Here is an 18,524-nt window from a genome sequence, read left to right as displayed (position 1 = left end):
GATTAGAGAGGAGCTCATCCAAAATGGAAACAATCTTGTCAGTCCGCGACCTGAATGTCGCTTTCCATACGTACGCCGGGACGGTTCAAGCCGTCCGCGGAGTATCGTTCGATTTAAAAAAAGGTGAAACACTCGCAATCGTTGGTGAGTCCGGTTCTGGTAAATCGGTTACTTCAAAAGCCATCATGCGTCTGATTCCAAATCCGCCAGGTGAAATCACAAAAGGTGAGATCTTATTCGAAGGTCGCGATTTGGTTAAGCTTTCCGATAAAGAAATGCAAAAAGTACGCGGTCGTGATATCGCAATGATCTTCCAAGATCCAATGACATCACTTAACCCGACAATGACGATCTACAAACAGATTGCCGAAGGTTTAAAACGTCACCAAGGATTGACAGGTGATGCTGCTAAAAAACGTACGCTTGAATTACTGACGCTTGTAGGGATTCCAAACCCAGAAGCACGTCTGAAACAATATCCACACCAATTGTCTGGTGGGATGCGTCAACGGATCGTCATCGCAATCGCACTTGCTTGTAATCCGAAAGTCTTGATTGCCGATGAGCCGACGACAGCACTCGATGTTACGATTCAAGCGCAAATCCTCGAGTTGTTGAAAGACATTCAACAAAAAACGGGTACAGCGATCATCTTCATCACGCACGATTTAGGCGTCGTAGCGAATATGGCCGATCGTGTAGCGGTCATGTATGCAGGTAAATTAATTGAGAAGGGTACAGTCGATGAGATTTTCTACGAGCCACGTCATCCATATACTTGGGGACTCCTTGGTTCAATGCCACGTCCATCGGATGACCGTTCACAAGATTTACCGGCGATTCCAGGAACACCACCTAACTTACTTCATCCACCAGTCGGTGACGCGTTTGCACCACGAAATAAATATGCAATGAAGATTGATTTTGAAAAAGAACCTCCTTTCTTCAAAATTACAGATACTCACGAAGCGGCGACATGGTTGCTCCACCCACAAGCACCGTATGTTGAGCCACCACTTGCAATTCGGGATCTGGCGTTGAAATACCGCCCAGATAGCGTATTCGCGAAATCGCTTCTGAAAGGCGGTCTGAAATAATGGAAAACCGTAATAAATTACTTGAAGTAAAAAACTTGAAGCAACACTTCAACATTGGACGCGGACGTGTCGTTAAAGCGGTTGATGGTTTATCATTCGATATCTATGAAGGCGAAGTACTTGGTCTTGTAGGTGAATCGGGTTGTGGTAAATCAACGACTGGTCGCTCAATCATCGGATTGTATGAGGCGACAGACGGCGAAGTCATGTTCAAAGGTGAAAACGTTCATGGTAAAAAGTCGCGTAAAGATAAACTGAAGTTCAACCGTGCGATGCAAATGATTTTCCAAGACCCTTATGCGTCACTTAACCCACGGATGACAGTCGGTGATATCATCGCTGAGGGAATTGATATTCATGGTCTAGCAAAGTCGAAAGACGAGCGGAATAACCGTGTGTACGATTTACTCGAAACAGTTGGTTTGACGAAAGAACATGCGAGCCGTTACCCACACGAGTTCTCGGGTGGTCAGCGTCAACGGATTGGAATCGCGCGTGCGCTTGCTGTAGAACCGGACTTCATCATCGCGGATGAGCCAATCTCGGCACTTGACGTATCGATTCAAGCGCAGGTCGTCAACTTGATGAAAAAACTGCAGCGTGACCGTAGTTTGACTTACTTGTTCATCGCCCACGACTTATCGATGGTAAAATATATCTCGGATCGTATCGGTGTTATGTACCAAGGTCACCTCGTTGAACTATGTAGTGCGGATCGCTTATATGAGAATCCGGTCCATGCTTATACGAAATCGCTCTTGTCTGCGATTCCTCTTCCGGATCCAGAGCACGAGCGTACACGTAAGCGGATCGTTTATGATCGTCCGACGAGTGGACCTGTTGGTAAATCAGATGAAGATTCAAGCATTCCACCACTTCGTGAAATCGAACCAGGTCATTTTGTTTCGATGACGGATGCAGAACTGGAAGCATATCAAGCGCAACTCGTATAATTGTTTAAAACAAAAGGCATTTCCACGATCAACGTGGAAATGCCTTTTAATTTTCTGATGCAATTCGTGGAAGATGCGCGAAGCGATGAACGACAGAATCAATCGCATCAAGACGGCGCATGGCTTCATCAAAATCGATTTTTTCATAGTGATGTAGTCCGCCTGGTTGTTCTTCCAGCGTATCCGCATCGTGCACAAGTTGTTGAAGTGGTGTCCGGTTGATTGCACCAGGTGGAAGATACGAATCCGTATGCAAAAGAACGGCAAGTGCGATTTCTTTGGCGCGTGCTGGTTCTTCACCAAGGCGAATCAAAAGTTTATGGGCGCGTTCAGCCCCTTTAATGGCATGAATATCATTTTGACGATAGAGATCATAGTTCCAAGTGCCATCGGTATACCATTCGTAATGCCCGATGTCATGGAGGAGTGCAGCTTTCGTAGCTGTATCCGCATCTAAACCTCGCTTCGTAGCGAGCGTCAGAGCGCGTTCAGCTACTGAAATCGCATGATTCAAGCCAGAACGGGATAAATATTTTTGAGCGATCGGATGATCGAGAATAGTGACGAGTGTTAATGACATGAATGAAAAACTCCTTCCTGAGCGTTGATATTTCTATACACTCTACAGAAAATTGAAAGAAATTGCAACTATTTTTCATTACTTAATCGACAATCTCACATATTTAATTGTTTAAAGTAGGAATAGATTTTTGATATACGTGGTATAATTACTAATGTAGAAGATGATTATTTTGCTTTCGTAGGTTGTTAGTTCTGTTTCGGACCGATTGGGGTGTCGGAATATGAAAGAACGTGACAAAAAGAAAAAGCTGAAGAAGCGCCTTTTGCGGGATATTTTAGAGAAAAAACTAAAAGAAATGAAACTTCCTAAAGCAAAAGAAACGATTTCTCAGCCATTTGATCACACGCCAGCTTGTTAAAGCCACGTGGTGGCTTTAACAAGCTTTTTTACGAAAAGTTCTTTCATCTTTATAAAAAAGCTAGGTTTTCTGCTTTATTAGATGTAAACTGTCAAGTAATAGAACCATCATCGATATCTATGTATTCACTTAGGTGTTAAATGATGTTAAATCAGGGGGAGGATGTTTTTCAATGGTAACACTCTATACTTCACCAAGTTGTACTTCTTGTCGGAAAGCACGCGCGTGGCTTGAAGAACATGAAATCCCGTTCGTAGAACGTAATATTTTTTCAGAACCATTATCGCTCGATGAAATCAAACAGATTCTTCGAATGACGGAAGATGGAACGGACGAGATTATCTCAACGCGTTCAAAAGTCTTCTCGAAACTCGATGTTTCCGTTGAAAACTTATCGTTGCAGCACCTATACGATTTAATTCAAGAATATCCTGGATTATTGCGTCGTCCGATTTTGATTGACGAAAAACGTCTTCAAGTAGGATATAACGAGGATGAAATCCGTCGATTCTTACCACGCAAGGTGCGTACATTCCAACTTTTGGAAGCACAGCGTCTTGTAAACGAGTAATTTTAAAAAGCACGCTGCTTCGTGAGCAGTGTGCTTTTTGTTACCGATAAAAAAGGTTAAAATAAAGATAACAAAGGAATAGAAATATATCCTTCGGATTCGAAAGTATGAATCCAAGTCATGTCCTCGTTCGTATTCTAGATAAGGAACGAGAAGAAAGGAGTGGACAGATTGAAAATCGAACGCGTCAATGACAATACGGTCAAGTTCTTCATCACTTATACTGACATCGAACGCCGTGGTTTTGCCCGAGATGAAATTTGGTATAATCGGGAACGGGGAGAACAGTTATTCTGGCAGATGATGGACGAAGCGAATGAAAAAGAGTCCATCTCCTTCGAAGGTCCACTATGGATACAAGTGCAAGCTTTTGAAAAAGGTCTTGAAGTCACTGTAACGATCGCAAAAAATGCAGTCGATGGTGAGCAAGTCGATGAAGACGAACTCGATTCACTTTTACGATCAGCGATGTCTGAGACAGAAGATAAAGATACAGAATTAAGCCAGGATGTCTTATTCGAAACTCATGATTTCGAGCATATCATTGCGCTTAGTCAATATGCGAATGCTCCTGTCTTCGCAGAACTTGAAACAGCGCTTTACCAAAAGGATGGACTCTATCTACTACATGTTCATTTCGAAGATGATGTGAATGTAGAAGCACAAGAAAATGTCATGAGTTTAATTGCCGAATATCTTCATTTCAGCGAACAAACGATTCATCCTGTCGCTGAATATGGAAAACAAATCATTGCTTCAGACGTCTTTGCCTTTATTCGGAAATACTTTCCGAATTAAAGGAACTAAAAGTGCGAGTAAAAGGAGGATCACGAATCGTGATACCTCCTTTTATTCTGACATTAAGTGAGGGTATAACCACCGTCTACGATAAGGGCTTGCCCATTGATGTAACTCGCTTTATTCGAGAGTAAGAAACAAACGACTTCTGCGATTTCAGAAGGTTGTGCAGGTTCGCCACGAAGATGATGCTTCATCGCAAGATCAAACTTATCTTTCCCGCCATATAATGCGTGGCTCAATGATGTGTCGACCGGTCCCGGACAAATGGCATTAAAACGATACTTGCCATGGAAGCGGGCAGCGTATGTCTTTGTCAGTGTCAATAAAGCGCTCTTAGACGATGCATAGGGTAAGAGCATGGCGGGAAACTTGACGTGACCGACGATCGCGCTATTATTGACGATAGAGGCACCTTTTGAGAAACGTTTCGTCGCGAGCTGGATGATTCGTTCAGGGGCATGATAATTCACTTGGAACACTTCTTTTTGTTGATCGGAGATTCTCTCGGGTGCGACGGGTTTTCCAAATGTCCCTGCATTATTAAAAATCCCGTCGATTTCTGGAAAATCTTCGAGTGTTTCTTCAAAGAACCTGTCGATGGCAGAGGAATCAGTCAAGTCGACAGGGAAGAAATATAAACGTCCTTCTCCGCTAGATTCAAGAGAAGCTCCTTTGTCTTGATTACGACCAATGGCAAGAACGGTATGACCTTCTCGAATCAGTTGGAGGGCAGTTGCTTCTCCGATTCCACTTGTTGCACCAGTAATGATATACGTACCCATTTAAACGCTTCCTTTCTGTCATGAGTTCTTAACTACAATTTTTACAACATACATAAAAGGAGGGGGATTCATGCTACGACGTGTACAACTTCTCATGACCCTCATCTTGACCATCGGTTTAATCGCCTTTTTATCCTACTATTGGAGTGTCTATATGGTAGGCTGGCTGTCCATCGTCATCATTTTGGTCGTCATGAGCGTGTTCGTCATCATTTTGCTTGAAAATCGTAACCCAGAACGAACACTCGTCTGGGCACTTGTCATGATGGCACTACCTGTTGTCGGCGTGTTTGTTTATTTTACGTTTGGTCAGAACTACCGCCGGAAACGAATGTTTCGATTGAAAGCAATGCTTGATGAAGAGTCTTATATTAAATACCGTACCCAGTTTAAAACAGCAGTACACCAATCAGTGTTCCAAGAAGGACGTTATGGAAAAGTTGTCACACTTATCGATTCGATCAGTCGACTTCCGATTTCGTATAATACACATACAAGAATTTTGACGAATGGTCAGGAGAAATTTCCGATTCTTTTAGAAGAGATTCGTCAAGCACAACATCATATCCATTTGGAATACTATATCGTACGGGATGACGAGCTCGCATTGCAGTTACAGGAAGTATTGATTGAAAAGGCACAACAAGGAATTGAAGTCCGTTTTCTTTATGATGCCGTCGGGTGTTTTTCGACAGATAAGCATTATTTCAAGAAGATGCAGGATGCAGGTGTTGAAGTTCGGGCATTTTTCCCTGTCGTATTACCGTTCATTTCGAGTAAGTCTAACTACCGAAATCATCGGAAGATCGTTGTCATTGATGGAACAGTTGCTTTTACGGGTGGAATTAACGTTGGGGACGAGTATATCGGTCGCGATCAGCATTTTGGATTTTGGCGTGATACGCATCTTCTTGTACGCGGAGAAGCTGTTTCTGAACTTCAATTGATTTTCCTCCAAGACTGGTACTATATGACGGGGGAACGCCTGTTTACACCGTTTTATATGGAACCACTGGAATATGTCGATGAAGCAACGGGAGGCGTTCAAATCATTGCCAGTGGACCTGATGAGCCACATGAGGCAATGAAGTCACTTTACTTCGGACTCATCACAGAAGCGCGTGAATCTGTTTACATTGCATCTCCATATTTAATACCAGATGAAGATTTGATGACAGCACTAAAGACAGCCGCTATGTCTGGAATTGATGTTCGTATTCTTCTGCCAAGCTTTCCGGATCATAAAATCGTATTTTATGCGAGTCGCTCTTACTTTGATGATTTACTCCAGGCTGGTGTGAAAATCTATGAGTATAACAAAGGATTCATGCATTCGAAAGTCATCGTCGTGGATGACGCCATCGCAACGATTGGAACAGCGAATATGGATTTACGGAGTTTTCATTTGAATTTCGAGGTAAATGCTTTTTTATACGGAACAAATTCGGTACATCAATTAACACGTGATTTTTATGAGGATTTTAGCCAGTCTACACAAGTTGATGCTGATTTGTTTCATCGTCGTCCATTACGCCGCCGTTTAGTTGAATCAATTTCACGCTTATTCTCACCGCTACTCTAGTAAAAGGGGACGATGCTGATGTTTGAAGCCATTGATGGGTCAGGTAAACGCATTCTGATTCATAGGTTTTCTGTCCATGAATTAAAAGCGATGTCCTTACGTTGTCCGTATTGTCTGAAGCCATTGCGCGTCAGGCAGGGACGACGACCACATTTTGCACATATCTCAGCATGTTCAGGAGAAAGTAGCTTACATGTATCTTGGAAACGACGAATTGCAGATTCGTTGATGAATGCAGGCGTTCGCGTCGAGACCGAATGGACGATTGGACAGCGACGCTTCGACCTGTGGATTCCGGAAAAAGAGATTGGGATTGAAATTCAGCGTTCTCCGATGTCGGCAGATGAATGGATTAGACGAGCAAGACTTGATGCGAAACAAGGACAAACGGTTCGTTGGATTGGGTTTCATCCGTCACATGGTGTCACATTTCGTTTACAAGGATGGATGCGTCAAGCCTTCTTAGAAAATGAGTATTTGGACTTGATTGTTGACAATCAAATCCGACGGTTTCGACATCCGCTCCCTTTTGCGAAACATTATGTCTATTGTACCGTTCAATCCCTTTCATTATCCGACTTCCTTTCGACAGAACTTCCGTCATTTCCTCGGAAATTTTCAATGGCTCGATGGCAAGGAATCGTCTTGCGCTATCGACAGCGTCCTTTTTATCCTTCGTTACCTCCACGAATGCTTAAACTTCCATTATATGAGGCAGGGTTTCATCTTCTGAATCTGCCGTCATCGGTCTTTCTTCCGATCAGTCACTTATTATCGTATCCCGTTCATCCTTTTGAGTTTCAAATGGCAGTCTTTTTGCGGTTAAAAGGGGTTTATTCCTCTACTGCTTTAGAACAAGCCGTCTTTCATTTACTTCATCGATTGGATATACCGTTTGAACGACCGATGATCGATTTACTTATCACGGAATGGTTAGAGCGGATCGAGGAGGCGAATCGGCTGTTTTAGCAGGAGCACTTCGATTGTTTGTCGAAAAGAAAACAGGTATAACTGAATTAAAGGAGTGAGGGAAATGGCAGAAGTATTAACACGTCAAGATGTTGACGTTTCAGAAACTTGGAATCTAGAATCGATTTATGCATCAAACGAAGCGTGGGAAGAAGAATTTGAATCGGTGAAAGCGATGCTTCCATTACTCGTCGAGTATAAGGGTCGTCTTGGACAAAGTGCGGATACGCTCTATGAAGGGTTACAGTTACGAGACGAAGTCTCAAGACGTCTTTATAAGCTCTATACATACGCGCACATGCGTTATGACGAAAATACAGCGGATAGCTTCTATCAAGCCATGAACGACCGTGCTCGGACGCTTGCGTCACAAATCGGAGCCACACTTGCTTTCATGACACCGGAATTGTTAGCTGTACCTGAAACAACGATAGAAGCGTATCTTAATGAGAATGCAGACCTTGCGATGTACCGTCATGCATTTGATGAGTTGAACCAAGAACGCGAGCATGTGTTGACGGAAGCGGAAGAAGCGATTCTAGCGAAGGCGGGAGAAGTTCTCGGTCAATCCGGTACGACATTCGGTATGCTGAATAATGCAGATTTGACATTCCCGAAAATTAAGGGGGAAGACGGGGAAGAGACAGAATTGACACATGGTCGTTTCATCACATTCCTTGAATCATCTGATCGTTCGGTGCGTGAAGCCGCATTTAAAGCGATGTACGGAACGTATGCGAAATACACGAATACGCTCGCCTCAACTCTTGCTGGGTCAGTTAAGAAAGACAACTTCTATGCAGATGTTCGGAAGTTCCCTTCGGCACGCGCGGCAGCCTTACATGGTAATGCAATCCCTGAATCCGTTTATGATGGGTTGGTTGAAGCGGTACATGAGCACTTACCATTGCTTCATCGCTATGTTGCCTTACGTAAACGGGTCCTCGGTCTTGATGAGTTACACATGTACGATATGTATACCCCCCTCGTTTCTGAGGTCGAGATGAAGGTCTCTTATGAAGAAGCGAAACAATTGATGGTCGAAGGGCTCGCGCCGCTTGGAGCAGAATATAAACATATTCTCGAAGAAGGGTTGTCTGAGCGCTGGGTTGATGTCCGGGAAACGCGTGGTAAACGGAGTGGAGCATACTCTTCTGGTGCTTACGATACACAACCATTCATTTTGATGAACTGGCAAGATAACATCAATAATCTTTTTACGCTCGCACATGAATTCGGACATTCGGTTCATAGCTACTACACGCGGAAATCTCAACCATATCCATATGGCGATTATTCAATCTTCGTCGCTGAAGTCGCTTCAACGACAAATGAAGCGTTGTTAAACGACTATCTATTGAAGAAAGTGACGGATCGTAAAGAAAAACTTTATCTATTAAACAATCAACTTGAAACATTCCGCGGAACATTGTTCCGACAAACGATGTTCGCTGAGTTCGAACATGCGATTCATGATGCGGCGCGTCTTGGACAATCGTTGACACCAGAATTCTTGACGTCAACGTATTATGCCTTGAATCAAAAATACTTCGGAGAAGAGATTGTATTAGATGAAGAGATTGGTTTGGAGTGGGCTCGGATTCCACACTTCTATTACAATTACTATGTCTATCAGTATGCAACAGGCATTTCGGCGGCGGCTGCTTTGACGGATCAAATCCTAGAAGAAGGACAACCAGCTGTAGAACGTTACATCAATAATTTCTTAAAAGCGGGATCAAGCGATTATCCAATCGAAGTACTAAAAGCTGCTGGTGTTGATATGACAACAAAAGCACCAGTTGAAGCAGCACTTCGTCAATTTGAACGTGTCCTAGATGAATTCGAAGCGTTATTAGCAGAGTGACATCTTTGTGACAAAGTGAACAAAGTGTGGAAAAGAAAAAAGACTCACGGTATACTTATATTGTGAAGAGGGTCACATTCCCCAGTCGATTCTCTTTTTCCCCCATCCAATGGTCAAAAGAAGAAGTCCTTCTCGTCATGAAGGACTTCTTCTTTTTCTATGAGTGAATACCAAAAAAGGACAGTGAAGCTTGCTCCACTGTCCTTTTTGTATTAAGCATGTGCTGAATCTTTTAAATGACGCCATACTTTTCCATCACAGTACGATAGAGAAGCACATTTCTGTTGTAAGACCAGTTTTTTTAGTTCGTGTTCAACCTGGGATTCAGGAGCGTCATAAATAAAGGCGATTTCAGCCGTAGTTGCTGTTTCATACCGTCTCAAGAATTGTTCAAGTGGTGGCTTCGATTGTTTTTCAATCGTATGATCTAGCAGTTCACTTAAGATCGAAACATAGACCAAATACTCATAAGGTCCTTCTGCCTTAATGGCTTCCTCATCTCCAACGAAAGCGAGTGTCGGAAGAATTCGGACATCCCATTCCGTGACCAGTTCAGTCTCTTTCTCGAGCATTTGCTGAATCGTGTCCGACGAGACATCACGGTGGAATTCATCTAAATCCAGACCATACTCTGTCAATGCTTCGGCTAACCGCATCAATGATGGACGGCTGTAAGCACTCTCACCTTCGACATTATGAAGCATCCGAAGGCGTCGCATGAACCGCATACCAAACGTTTTTCCTTGAAGCTCGATTGCTTTTAGGATGACGAGTGGTGACATATCGCACGCGGAACGTGAAGGAGCACAAGGAATCGTAGCAATCGTGCGGAGACGAAAAAGATGACCATATTCTAGCTCTAATTTCTTGAGAACGGGTATCAACCGTAAACCGTCCGTTTGTGTCACATCTAAAAAATGATAGATTTCCAGAGGTTTCGTCGGTTGTTGAATCGATGGTTCGTCCAATGAACAATAAGATCCGTTACATTGTGCGTGTTCCATCCGTTCACCCCTTCCTGTTGTTATCGTTACCCTATTTTAGCAACGAAAAAAAAGAAAGAGCAAAGGTTTTGCTTGTTCATTCTTACACGAAAAATCAAGAAAGCGCTTTACGTTCCATGAAGCGAACGATTTTATTTTTAGTTTCACGCTGTGGAATGTCGTGTTCTGAAAGAATTCGCTCGAAATCCTTTTGCCCTTGTTCGAAGTTGCTGACCTCAAACTCTAACTCATAATCGGTATGTCCGAGATAGCGACTTTTATCAAGGACGAGTAAGCCTTCTGGAAGCACCGTCTCGATGCGTTCGGTTTCTAAACGTCCTAAATGTTCCAACGAACCTTGCAAGTCAAAAGACGACAACTGGTGATTCATCTCTTCGGAGTGAATCAGACCGTATTTGAATAGATCTTCCGCTTCACTTGCTGATAGTGTGACATGTGTTTCAAGCAATCCATTTTCATGAGGTTGTTTTAAAGTAAGGACAAGTCCTTGTTTTTTTTCACGTATCCGTAAGGCAGCACCTTTTTTTCGAAGTTCGAAATCAGGCGTATCAAAATAATCATTTGCTTGCCAAATGGGTTGTTTAGTTGACGCATAATGGGTAAATAACGATAGATATTCTTGTTCAGACAATAAGTTCTTGAATTCGATTTCCAATTCTTGTCTAATCGGAATCACGCCTTTCTAGTTGAATGTCTGAAAATATGATAACATGAATGAGGTAGGAACAGGCACTGAACCAATACTATTCGATTAAAAGTGGTGACAAATCAGATGACAAAAGAAAATTGGGATTTATTTCTTGCGCCGTATCAAATCGCGGTCGATGAGTTGAAAGTAAAGCTAAAAGCGATTCGTAAACAATTTCAGCAACGGGGAGAGCATTCACCGATTGAATTTGTCACAGGACGGGTCAAACCTGTAAAAAGCATTCTTCAAAAAGCAGAACGAAAAGCAATTGCGCGTGAATCATTGGAACAAGATATGCAGGATATTGCCGGATTACGCATCATGTGTCAATTCGTCGATGATATCATTCATGTTCTTGAACTATTACGTTCGCGCGGTGATTTTAAAATCGTCGAGGAACGTAACTACATTACTCAAAAGAAGGATAGTGGTTATCGATCGTATCATGTCATCATTGCTTATCCAGTACAGACGATCGAAGGTGAAGTACCGACATTAGTCGAGATTCAAATTCGTACGCTTGCGATGAACTTTTGGGCGACGATCGAACACTCGTTAAATTACAAGTACCAAGGGAACATTCCGGAAGAAACACGGGAGCGCCTGCGGCGTGCGGCAGAAGCGGCATTTTTGCTTGACGCGGAGATGAGTCAATTGAAAGTAGAAATTCAAGACGCGCAACTCGTCTTTCAACGCGACGCTAAGGCGTCGGAACGATTAAAAGAGTAGGGGGATGACCATGCGTTTTGCAATCACGGCTCGTGATGATGAGCGTTCTCATGCGCTAAAACAACAACTCGAGCAGGCGTTGACGGAGCGGGGATGTGTGCTTGATGTCAGTCAACCGGAAATCGTCGTTTCAATCGGGGGAGACGGGACAATGTTACAAGCGTTCCATTCGTATCTCGATCAAGTAGAGACGATTACCCTTGTAGGGATTCATACAGGGCACCTTGGTTTTTATGCGGATTGGCGTCCTGAAGAGATGGATGAGTTGATTGATCATATCGCGAAGCAGGATTTAGCGACGGTCGAATACCCGCTGCTTGAACTATCAATTGACTATGCGGATGGCTCGCATAATCAACTGCTTGCTTTGAACGAGTGTACGATCAAAAGTTTCAATCAAACACTCGTCTGCGATTTATCGATTCGAGGCGACTATTTCGAGACGTTTCGAGGTGACGGGTTATGTATATCGACACCCTCTGGTTCGACGGCATATAACAAGGCGCTCGGCGGTGCGATCGTCCACCCGGCACTCGAAGCGATCCAAATCACAGAAATGGCTTCGATCAATAATCGTGTTTACCGGACGATCGGCTCACCGATGTTGTTACCGAAACATCATGATGTCGAAATTCGTCCCGTCAATCCGATTGATTTTCAGATGACCTATGACCACTATGCTTCGATTGTCCATCAAAATGTGACATCGATCCGGTGTCGGGTATCAGATAAAAAAGTGAAATTTGCTCGTTTTCGTTCTTTCCCGTTTTGGCAACGGGTGCGGGAATCTTTCCTAGCAGACGAAAGACGTTGACGCAGTATGTAAAGGAAAGGGAAACATGAATGGATTTCAGCTACAACAGACGGTTACTGATATCGAGGATGGCTGGCGCGTCAGTCATTTTTGTACGACCCGTCTAGGTATCTCACGAAAAATGTTAGTATCAATCAAAAATCATGGAGATATCACGCGGAACGGTCATCATGTCAACGTCCACGACGTCTTGTGCGCGGGTGACCGTGTCCACGTCTTCTTCCCGGAAGAAACACCAGCACCGGACATGGTAGCGACAGAAGGGGAACTCGATATCTTGTTTGAAGATGATTGGTTACTCGTCGTCAATAAACCACCGGGGATGGCATCGATTCCGTCACGATTGCATCCGGAACACTCATTGTCGAATTATGTTCTTGGTTATTATCGAAAACAAGGAATTCCGTATGCGATCCATATCGTCAATCGACTCGATCGAGACACGAGTGGTCTCGTCTTATTCGCAAAACACGGACTTGCCCACCACCGGATGAGTCTCATGCAACGATCAAACGAATTAGAGCGGCATTATTTAGCCTATGCACCCGGACATGTACCGGTACAAACGATTGATCAGCCGATTGGTCAAACCGATCATTCCTTCATGGAACGAATGGTACGACCGGATGGTCAACGGGCCATTACGCATATTTTAAATAGTCGACGGGTCCAAGCTTTGGATCGAGAGTTTTCCTTACTGGATATTCGACTAGAGACGGGACGGACGCATCAAATTCGTGTCCATCTTGCTTTTTTAGGACATCCTTTGATTGGTGATACGATGTATCAGGGTGAACCATTGCTCCCGCGTCAAGCACTCCATAGCGCGTCAGCGACGTTCCTTCACCCTGCGACAGGAGAACGTGTCCGATTTGAAGCGCCGCTTCCCGAGGATCTTCGATTGGAATAATGAACATACGATAAAAGGCAGTGGACTTAATCCACTGCCTTTTATCGTATGCGATTAATCTTCATCAAACATGGAAATCCGAGACTGAGAAGCGATTGCCATAATTAATCCTAGACCGACGAGGTTTACGATCATCGTTGATCCACCATAACTGATGAATGGTAATGGAAGACCTGTGATCGGTAAGACACCGATCGTCATCCCGATGTTCTGGAAGATTTGGAACGTGAACATGGCGACATATCCTGTCACGATATAGGTACCAAATGGATCCGCCGTCTCAAGAGCAATTTGAATCAAGCGATAGACGAACAGGAATAAGACGATCAATACGATGGCAGCCCCGATGAAACCATAGTGTGAGGCAATCGTCGTAAAGATGAAGTCCGTATGCAGTTCCGGAACGAATACCTGCAGTTTTCCGTATCCAACCCCGAACATTTGACCAGAACCTGTTGCATTGATTGCTTGGACGAGCTGATACGAGAGATCATCCGCATATTCAAAAGGTTGCAACCAAGCCATGATCCGGTTCATCGCGTGACCTGGGAAAAACGTTGCGAGTAAGTCGTTGTGGAAATAAAACAGGTAAAAGAAGATGATGACAGAACCTGCGAACAGGGCAAACATCGTCAAGAGCCATTTCCAGTTCAGTCCAGATAACAACATGGCACATGCAAGAATGACACATAAGATCAAACCGATTCCTAAATCGGGTTGGATGATAATGAGACCAAGTGGCAAAGCCGTGACAGCAACCATTTTAACGAGCAATAAGAAGTCGCGTTCGTGTTGAACATAACGGGCATTGTGTTCGGTGATGACGGCAGCGAGCGAAACAATCAAAAAGAATTTCATGAACTCAGCCGGTTGAACTGTACCAATGACCGGGAATTGATACCACCCATACGCTCCTTTGATTTCAGTAACGATTGGTGTACCACGGAAAATAACAAGACCAATCAATGACAGGATACCAGCTCCGTATAAAAACCAGTGGAATCGCTTCAGCTGTTCATAGTCGATGAAAATGACGACGGATAACGCTATGAAACCGATGACATACCACTGAATTTGTTTGGCGGAGAAGTTGATGGCACTGATAGCACCTTTAAGCGAAGGTTGGGCCGTATAGATGGCGATGACGCTGATGACCATCAGACAGGCGAGTAAAAACAACAACGTATGATCATAACGTTGTGTAAATGATTTGAATCGATTCATTTCATCCCTACTTTCTATCACTTTCTATATTACCGTAATTTATCAAATCCGCAATATCAAGAGCGATGGTTGACAGAAGCGTTACGTTTTTGTAACCTGAAGATAGGTTTTATTACCAGGTACTAATTCAAGGGGGACTTTATCATGAATATTTATCCTTCACTCGAAGGCAAGACGTACGTCGTCATGGGCGTCATCAACCAACGTTCGATTGCATGGGGCATCGCACGTGCACTCGACGCTGCTGGAGCAAGCCTCGCATTTACATATGTCGGGGAACGTTTCAAAGCACCACTTGAAAAATTAGGACAGGAATTATCACGTCCGGCTTCTTATTATACGTGTGATGTCACGAGTGATGAAGAAATCGAACAGGTCTTCCAGACGATCCATGCAGATCACGGTAAGATTTCAGGAATCGCTCACTCGATCGCATTCGCGGATAAAGAAGCACTTCGTGGTGAATTTTCTGGTGTAACACGTGAACAGTTCGCGCAAGCACTTGATATCTCTGCCTACAGTTTGACGGCAGTCGTCAAGGCAGCGAAAGACTTCTTTACAGAAGACGCATCTGTCATCACATTGACGTACCTTGGTGGTGAGAAGATGGTTCCGAACTACAACGTCATGGGTGTTGCGAAAGCAGCATTAGATGCTAGCGTTCGTTATCTCGCTGCTGAATACGGACAGCAAGGTGTTCGTGTCAATGCGATCTCTGCTGGTCCGATCCGGACAGTTTCAGCAAAAGGTGTTGGCGATTTCAACTCAATCCTTGATAGCATCGAAGAACGCGCGCCACTTCACCGTAACGTTACGACGGAACAAATCGGTCAGAGTGGATTATTCTTACTTTCGCAAATGTCGAGTGGTGTAACAGGAGAAATCCTTCACGTCGATAGTGGATTCCACATTCTGTAATAGGTGATTTAGTGAACCGGGCTTCCCTTAGGAGGGGAGCTTGGTTTTTTTTGTGCTTAATCGGGGAAGTGTCAATTATGAACAACGTTAGAATTAGAAGGGGAGAGGAAGTGCAGAGGATGAACGCAATCGATTTTACGGTCGTACAATATGTGAATCGTCAAGTACGAGTCGACCCACAACTGAAAACTGAACCGGTCGCAAGGGTTCAACCGATACGCCCAGTCGATCCTTATCGAGAACATGAAACGCAAGATTTTTTAGAAGAACAGGCGAATGCATATGGAGTGTTACCAGAACTAAAACTTCCCGGTCGAAGCTTCGACCGGGAAGTTTAATCATTCATTGACCTGTAAAGCGGAATGTCTCGTAGACACTCCAAGCTCCATTTTCCAGTTCATACAATAAAGCCATTTTCGTGACATCTTCTTGGAAACGGATATCTTCCATCTTGAGACGTTCTAGTACATCGAACAATTCGACATCCGACAGTTCTTGACCAATCGTGATATGTGGCAAGAAATCGTATTTCGGATTATGTGCGAGTGGTCCTGTATGCAAGGCGCGATGTAATTGTTCTAACTCATCCGATGGCATTACTTTAAGGAACAAGACATTGTTCGTCGGATGGAACGACCGTGCTCCTTGGATGTGCAGATTGACCGGTTTCGTTTCGGACGCGATTCGATTTAACTCTGTCACGATGTGATCTAATTCTGTCTCATCGACTCCCATCCGCTCCCGTAACGTGATGTGCGGTGTAATCAGTGAATACTTCGAGTCATATCTCTTTCGGTATGAATTGGCAAAATCTTGAACGCGTTTCGATGGAAACAATACAACCCCGATGTTCATCGAAAATCCCCTACTTTCCCCTGAAATGATAACGCTTTACAAAATAATCATGACGGATTCTGGCGTCGATGTCAAAGAAGTTTGAGAGGAGCTTTAGAATCCGTGTATACTAATGAAGTACTTTGTTGGAGAGGTGGATACAGTCATGAAGAAAACACATTCAAAAGAGGTCAAACAAGCAGCAATTGACAAGTTACATGAACGCGGGGTGACGATTCATGCGATTGCTGAGATCGTTTACCAAATGCAAGCACCATACACAGTGGATCTGACAGTAGAAACATGTGTCAGTTCGGTTGAACGAGTTCTTGAAAAGCGTGAATTACAACATGCGATCCTTGTCGGGGCAGAATTAGATATTCTTGCTGAAAAAGGATTATTATCAGAACCACTCTTGTCCATCATCCAAAGCGATGAAGGATTATTTGGCGTAGATGAAACGATCGCGATTGGTGCTGTCAATACGTACGGTTCTATCGCTGTTACGACATTCGGATATTTGGATAAGGCGAAGGTTGGGATCATCAAAGAACTGGATACGAAGCTCGGAGACGGAAAAGTCAATACGTTCATGGACGATATCGTTGCAGCCATCGCAGCAAATGCATCAGGGCGTTTGGCACATCGTTTGCGGGATAAGGAAGATTATTCAGCAGAAGAATTAGAAGAACGTAAGGGGACATACTAATGCGGGGGGCAAGAGCGGCGTGGGTGGGTGCATCCATCGCTGTCGTCTTGTTCGTGATCATCGCCGTCTCGATTCGAATGACGGGCTATTTTTTATTTGACGCTCAATTATCGTCGTACATGTCTCAACATGTTCCAGGGGACTATGTCTCTTGGTTCACTCAACTAGGCTCTGGTCCTGGGGCGATGACAATGACGGTGTTACTTGGAGTAGTGAGTTATGTCTTGTGGCGAGATCGTATCGCAAGTATTTGGTATGTATTGATGGCGATCTCTGTAGGAGCATTGAATCAAGTCGTCAAATTTGCCTTCGTACGAGAACGTCCTTCATTGAATGAGTTAGTTGGTGGTGTTGGCTATAGTTTTCCAAGTGGTCATTCCGCGATGGCATTCGCTGTATATGTAGGATTTCTTGTCGTCGCTTTCCGGCATTTAAAAACGACTGGCAAAGTAATCGTATCGGTGTTGACGATTGGGTTATTTCTTGCCATGGGAGCTTCCCGCATCATTTTAAACGTTCATTATTTTTCAGACGTCATCGGTGGTTATTGTTTTGCAGCGATTCTTTTATGTAGCTCCTATGCATTCATCGTCTCCCGCAGAAAAAAAGGAGTGTCTTAATGCTAGTATTAGATGTAGATCATAGTTTATTATTTGATGAAGAAACGATGCGTTCTATTGATAAACCGACCTTGCTTGTTGAGCGAGTCGCCGGACGACCGCGATTCATGACGATGCGAGCGCATCTTAGATTAAAACGATTGGTCTCAATCAACGGTGTCATTCCGGTGACGAAACGAACGATGGAAGAATATCAGCAGTTGGAACTTTTCCAAATCGATGCGCCGCCTAAATGGGCAATCATTGCTAGTGGAGAGATATTGCTGAAAAAAGGAAAAGTAGATCGTCGATATGAAAACTGGCTTCGTCAATTTAAAAAGGAAAGCTCACTTGATTCTATCCTTGAGTATCTTATTGAGATGGAACAAGTGTCGTTTGATGTATATCCTTCCGACACATTATCGAATCAAATCGCACTTCCGCACGAACCGATTCATCGAACGTTGGACGAAGCGATGTTGCTAGAAGAATTATTTCGTAAATACGAAACAAAATAAAGAACCGGACGGTC

Annotated in this window: 22 protein-coding genes; 16 read left to right on the top strand and 6 right to left on the bottom strand. The window is 43.8% G+C overall.

Features of this window, described 5'->3' with window-relative positions:
- The first annotated feature begins 23 nt into the window (after positions 1 to 23).
- Positions 24 to 1,097: an ABC transporter ATP-binding protein gene (locus tag B3S86_RS09110; RefSeq protein ID WP_035406599.1), complete on the top strand. Its 1,074-nt coding sequence runs from the start codon at positions 24 to 26 to the stop codon at positions 1,095 to 1,097.
- Positions 1,097 to 2,050, top strand: a complete 954-nt coding sequence (locus B3S86_RS09105) for an ABC transporter ATP-binding protein (RefSeq protein ID WP_035406602.1) — start codon at positions 1,097 to 1,099, stop codon at positions 2,048 to 2,050. Before B3S86_RS09110 ends, B3S86_RS09105 begins: the two co-directional genes overlap by 1 nt.
- Positions 2,051 to 2,096: 46 nt before the next feature.
- Here B3S86_RS09105 and B3S86_RS09100 read toward each other — a convergent pair whose 3' ends face one another.
- Positions 2,097 to 2,630, bottom strand: a complete 534-nt coding sequence (locus B3S86_RS09100) for an HD domain-containing protein (protein WP_035406605.1) — start codon at positions 2,628 to 2,630, stop codon at positions 2,097 to 2,099.
- A gap of 223 nt (positions 2,631 to 2,853) precedes the next feature.
- On the opposite strand from B3S86_RS09100, the gene B3S86_RS09095 reads away from it, so the two are divergent.
- The 3 genes from B3S86_RS09095 to mecA all read left to right on the top strand — a co-directional run bounded on the left by B3S86_RS09095 (position 2,854) and on the right by mecA (position 4,360).
- A complete protein-coding gene (locus tag B3S86_RS09095; RefSeq protein ID WP_023468890.1) occupies positions 2,854 to 2,991 on the top strand; it encodes a hypothetical protein in 138 nt (45 codons plus the stop codon).
- Positions 2,992 to 3,163: 172 nt separating this feature from the next.
- Positions 3,164 to 3,562: a transcriptional regulator SpxA gene (gene spxA / locus B3S86_RS09090; protein ID WP_012370920.1), complete on the top strand. Its 399-nt coding sequence runs from the start codon at positions 3,164 to 3,166 to the stop codon at positions 3,560 to 3,562.
- Between the two features lie 171 nt (positions 3,563 to 3,733).
- Positions 3,734 to 4,360, top strand: a complete 627-nt coding sequence (gene mecA / locus B3S86_RS09085) for an adaptor protein MecA (protein ID WP_035406608.1) — start codon at positions 3,734 to 3,736, stop codon at positions 4,358 to 4,360.
- A gap of 62 nt (positions 4,361 to 4,422) precedes the next feature.
- Here the strand turns inward: mecA and B3S86_RS09080 are convergent, their stop codons facing one another.
- A complete protein-coding gene (locus tag B3S86_RS09080; protein WP_290751705.1) occupies positions 4,423 to 5,145 on the bottom strand; it encodes an SDR family NAD(P)-dependent oxidoreductase in 723 nt (240 codons plus the stop codon).
- 70 nt (positions 5,146 to 5,215) lie between these two features.
- Here B3S86_RS09080 and cls point away from each other — a divergent pair, with 70 nt between their 5' ends.
- The 3 genes from cls (at position 5,216) to pepF (ending at position 9,563) form a co-directional block, all read left to right on the top strand.
- Positions 5,216 to 6,727, top strand: coding sequence for a cardiolipin synthase (cls, locus tag B3S86_RS09075; RefSeq protein WP_290751702.1), 1,512 nt, complete (start codon positions 5,216 to 5,218; stop codon positions 6,725 to 6,727).
- 18 nt (positions 6,728 to 6,745) lie between these two features.
- A complete protein-coding gene (locus B3S86_RS09070) occupies positions 6,746 to 7,696 on the top strand; it encodes a competence protein CoiA family protein (RefSeq protein WP_290751698.1) in 951 nt (316 codons plus the stop codon).
- 64 nt (positions 7,697 to 7,760) lie between these two features.
- Positions 7,761 to 9,563: an oligoendopeptidase F gene (gene pepF / locus B3S86_RS09065; protein ID WP_035406619.1), complete on the top strand. Its 1,803-nt coding sequence runs from the start codon at positions 7,761 to 7,763 to the stop codon at positions 9,561 to 9,563.
- A gap of 212 nt (positions 9,564 to 9,775) precedes the next feature.
- Here pepF and B3S86_RS09060 read toward each other — a convergent pair whose 3' ends face one another.
- Positions 9,776 to 10,567: a DsbA family protein gene (locus tag B3S86_RS09060; RefSeq protein ID WP_035406622.1), complete on the bottom strand. Its 792-nt coding sequence runs from the start codon at positions 10,565 to 10,567 to the stop codon at positions 9,776 to 9,778.
- Positions 10,568 to 10,661: 94 nt separating this feature from the next.
- Positions 10,662 to 11,243 (bottom strand): CYTH domain-containing protein, encoded by a 582-nt coding sequence (locus B3S86_RS09055; protein ID WP_290751691.1) that lies wholly within the window; start codon positions 11,241 to 11,243, stop codon positions 10,662 to 10,664.
- 96 nt (positions 11,244 to 11,339) lie between these two features.
- Here B3S86_RS09055 and B3S86_RS09050 point away from each other — a divergent pair, with 96 nt between their 5' ends.
- The 3 genes from B3S86_RS09050 to B3S86_RS09040 are packed head-to-tail and all read left to right on the top strand — an operon-like array spanning position 11,340 to position 13,708.
- On the top strand, positions 11,340 to 11,984 hold the full coding sequence (locus B3S86_RS09050; protein WP_035396676.1) for a GTP pyrophosphokinase: 645 nt from the start codon (positions 11,340 to 11,342) through the stop codon (positions 11,982 to 11,984).
- 10 nt (positions 11,985 to 11,994) lie between these two features.
- Positions 11,995 to 12,798 (top strand): NAD kinase, encoded by an 804-nt coding sequence (locus tag B3S86_RS09045; RefSeq protein WP_035406625.1) that lies wholly within the window; start codon positions 11,995 to 11,997, stop codon positions 12,796 to 12,798.
- 25 nt (positions 12,799 to 12,823) lie between these two features.
- Positions 12,824 to 13,708 carry an RluA family pseudouridine synthase gene (locus B3S86_RS09040; protein ID WP_035406628.1) on the top strand — a complete coding sequence of 295 codons (885 nt, stop codon included), beginning with the start codon at positions 12,824 to 12,826 and terminating at the stop codon, positions 13,706 to 13,708.
- Positions 13,709 to 13,762: 54 nt separating this feature from the next.
- On the opposite strand, the gene B3S86_RS09035 is transcribed toward B3S86_RS09040, so the two are convergent.
- Positions 13,763 to 14,932 (bottom strand): FtsW/RodA/SpoVE family cell cycle protein, encoded by a 1,170-nt coding sequence (locus B3S86_RS09035; protein ID WP_035406631.1) that lies wholly within the window; start codon positions 14,930 to 14,932, stop codon positions 13,763 to 13,765.
- Between the two features lie 144 nt (positions 14,933 to 15,076).
- Between B3S86_RS09035 and fabI the strand changes: the two genes are divergently transcribed.
- Together fabI and B3S86_RS09025 are read left to right on the top strand one after the other, a co-directional pair.
- A complete protein-coding gene (fabI, locus tag B3S86_RS09030; RefSeq protein WP_029342212.1) occupies positions 15,077 to 15,850 on the top strand; it encodes an enoyl-ACP reductase FabI in 774 nt (257 codons plus the stop codon).
- Positions 15,851 to 15,969: 119 nt separating this feature from the next.
- On the top strand, positions 15,970 to 16,188 hold the full coding sequence (locus B3S86_RS09025; protein ID WP_035406634.1) for a hypothetical protein: 219 nt from the start codon (positions 15,970 to 15,972) through the stop codon (positions 16,186 to 16,188).
- 4 nt (positions 16,189 to 16,192) lie between these two features.
- On the opposite strand, the gene B3S86_RS09020 is transcribed toward B3S86_RS09025, so the two are convergent.
- Positions 16,193 to 16,705, bottom strand: a complete 513-nt coding sequence (locus B3S86_RS09020) for a YjcG family protein (protein WP_056062411.1) — start codon at positions 16,703 to 16,705, stop codon at positions 16,193 to 16,195.
- Between the two features lie 145 nt (positions 16,706 to 16,850).
- On the opposite strand from B3S86_RS09020, the gene B3S86_RS09015 reads away from it, so the two are divergent.
- From B3S86_RS09015 to B3S86_RS09005, 3 genes are read left to right on the top strand one after another with little or no spacing between them, the layout of a single operon-like run.
- On the top strand, positions 16,851 to 17,393 hold the full coding sequence (locus tag B3S86_RS09015; RefSeq protein WP_035406640.1) for a phosphatidylglycerophosphatase A family protein: 543 nt from the start codon (positions 16,851 to 16,853) through the stop codon (positions 17,391 to 17,393).
- Entirely contained in the window at positions 17,393 to 18,013 is a 621-nt protein-coding gene (locus B3S86_RS09010; protein WP_052018989.1) for a phosphatase PAP2 family protein, read from the top strand. Before B3S86_RS09015 ends, B3S86_RS09010 begins: the two co-directional genes overlap by 1 nt.
- Complete coding sequence (locus B3S86_RS09005; RefSeq protein WP_290751677.1) at positions 18,013 to 18,510, top strand: hypothetical protein; 498 nt, start codon at positions 18,013 to 18,015, stop codon at positions 18,508 to 18,510. Before B3S86_RS09010 ends, B3S86_RS09005 begins: the two co-directional genes overlap by 1 nt.
- Positions 18,511 to 18,524: the final 14 nt, after the last annotated feature.

The organism is Exiguobacterium sp. UBA3968 (genome assembly GCF_002385115.1).
Lineage (GTDB): Bacteria > Bacillota > Bacilli > Exiguobacteriales > Exiguobacteriaceae > Exiguobacterium_A.
The sequence above is the reverse complement of the archived record's forward strand: the minus strand, read 5'-3'. Positions and strand labels throughout refer to the sequence as shown.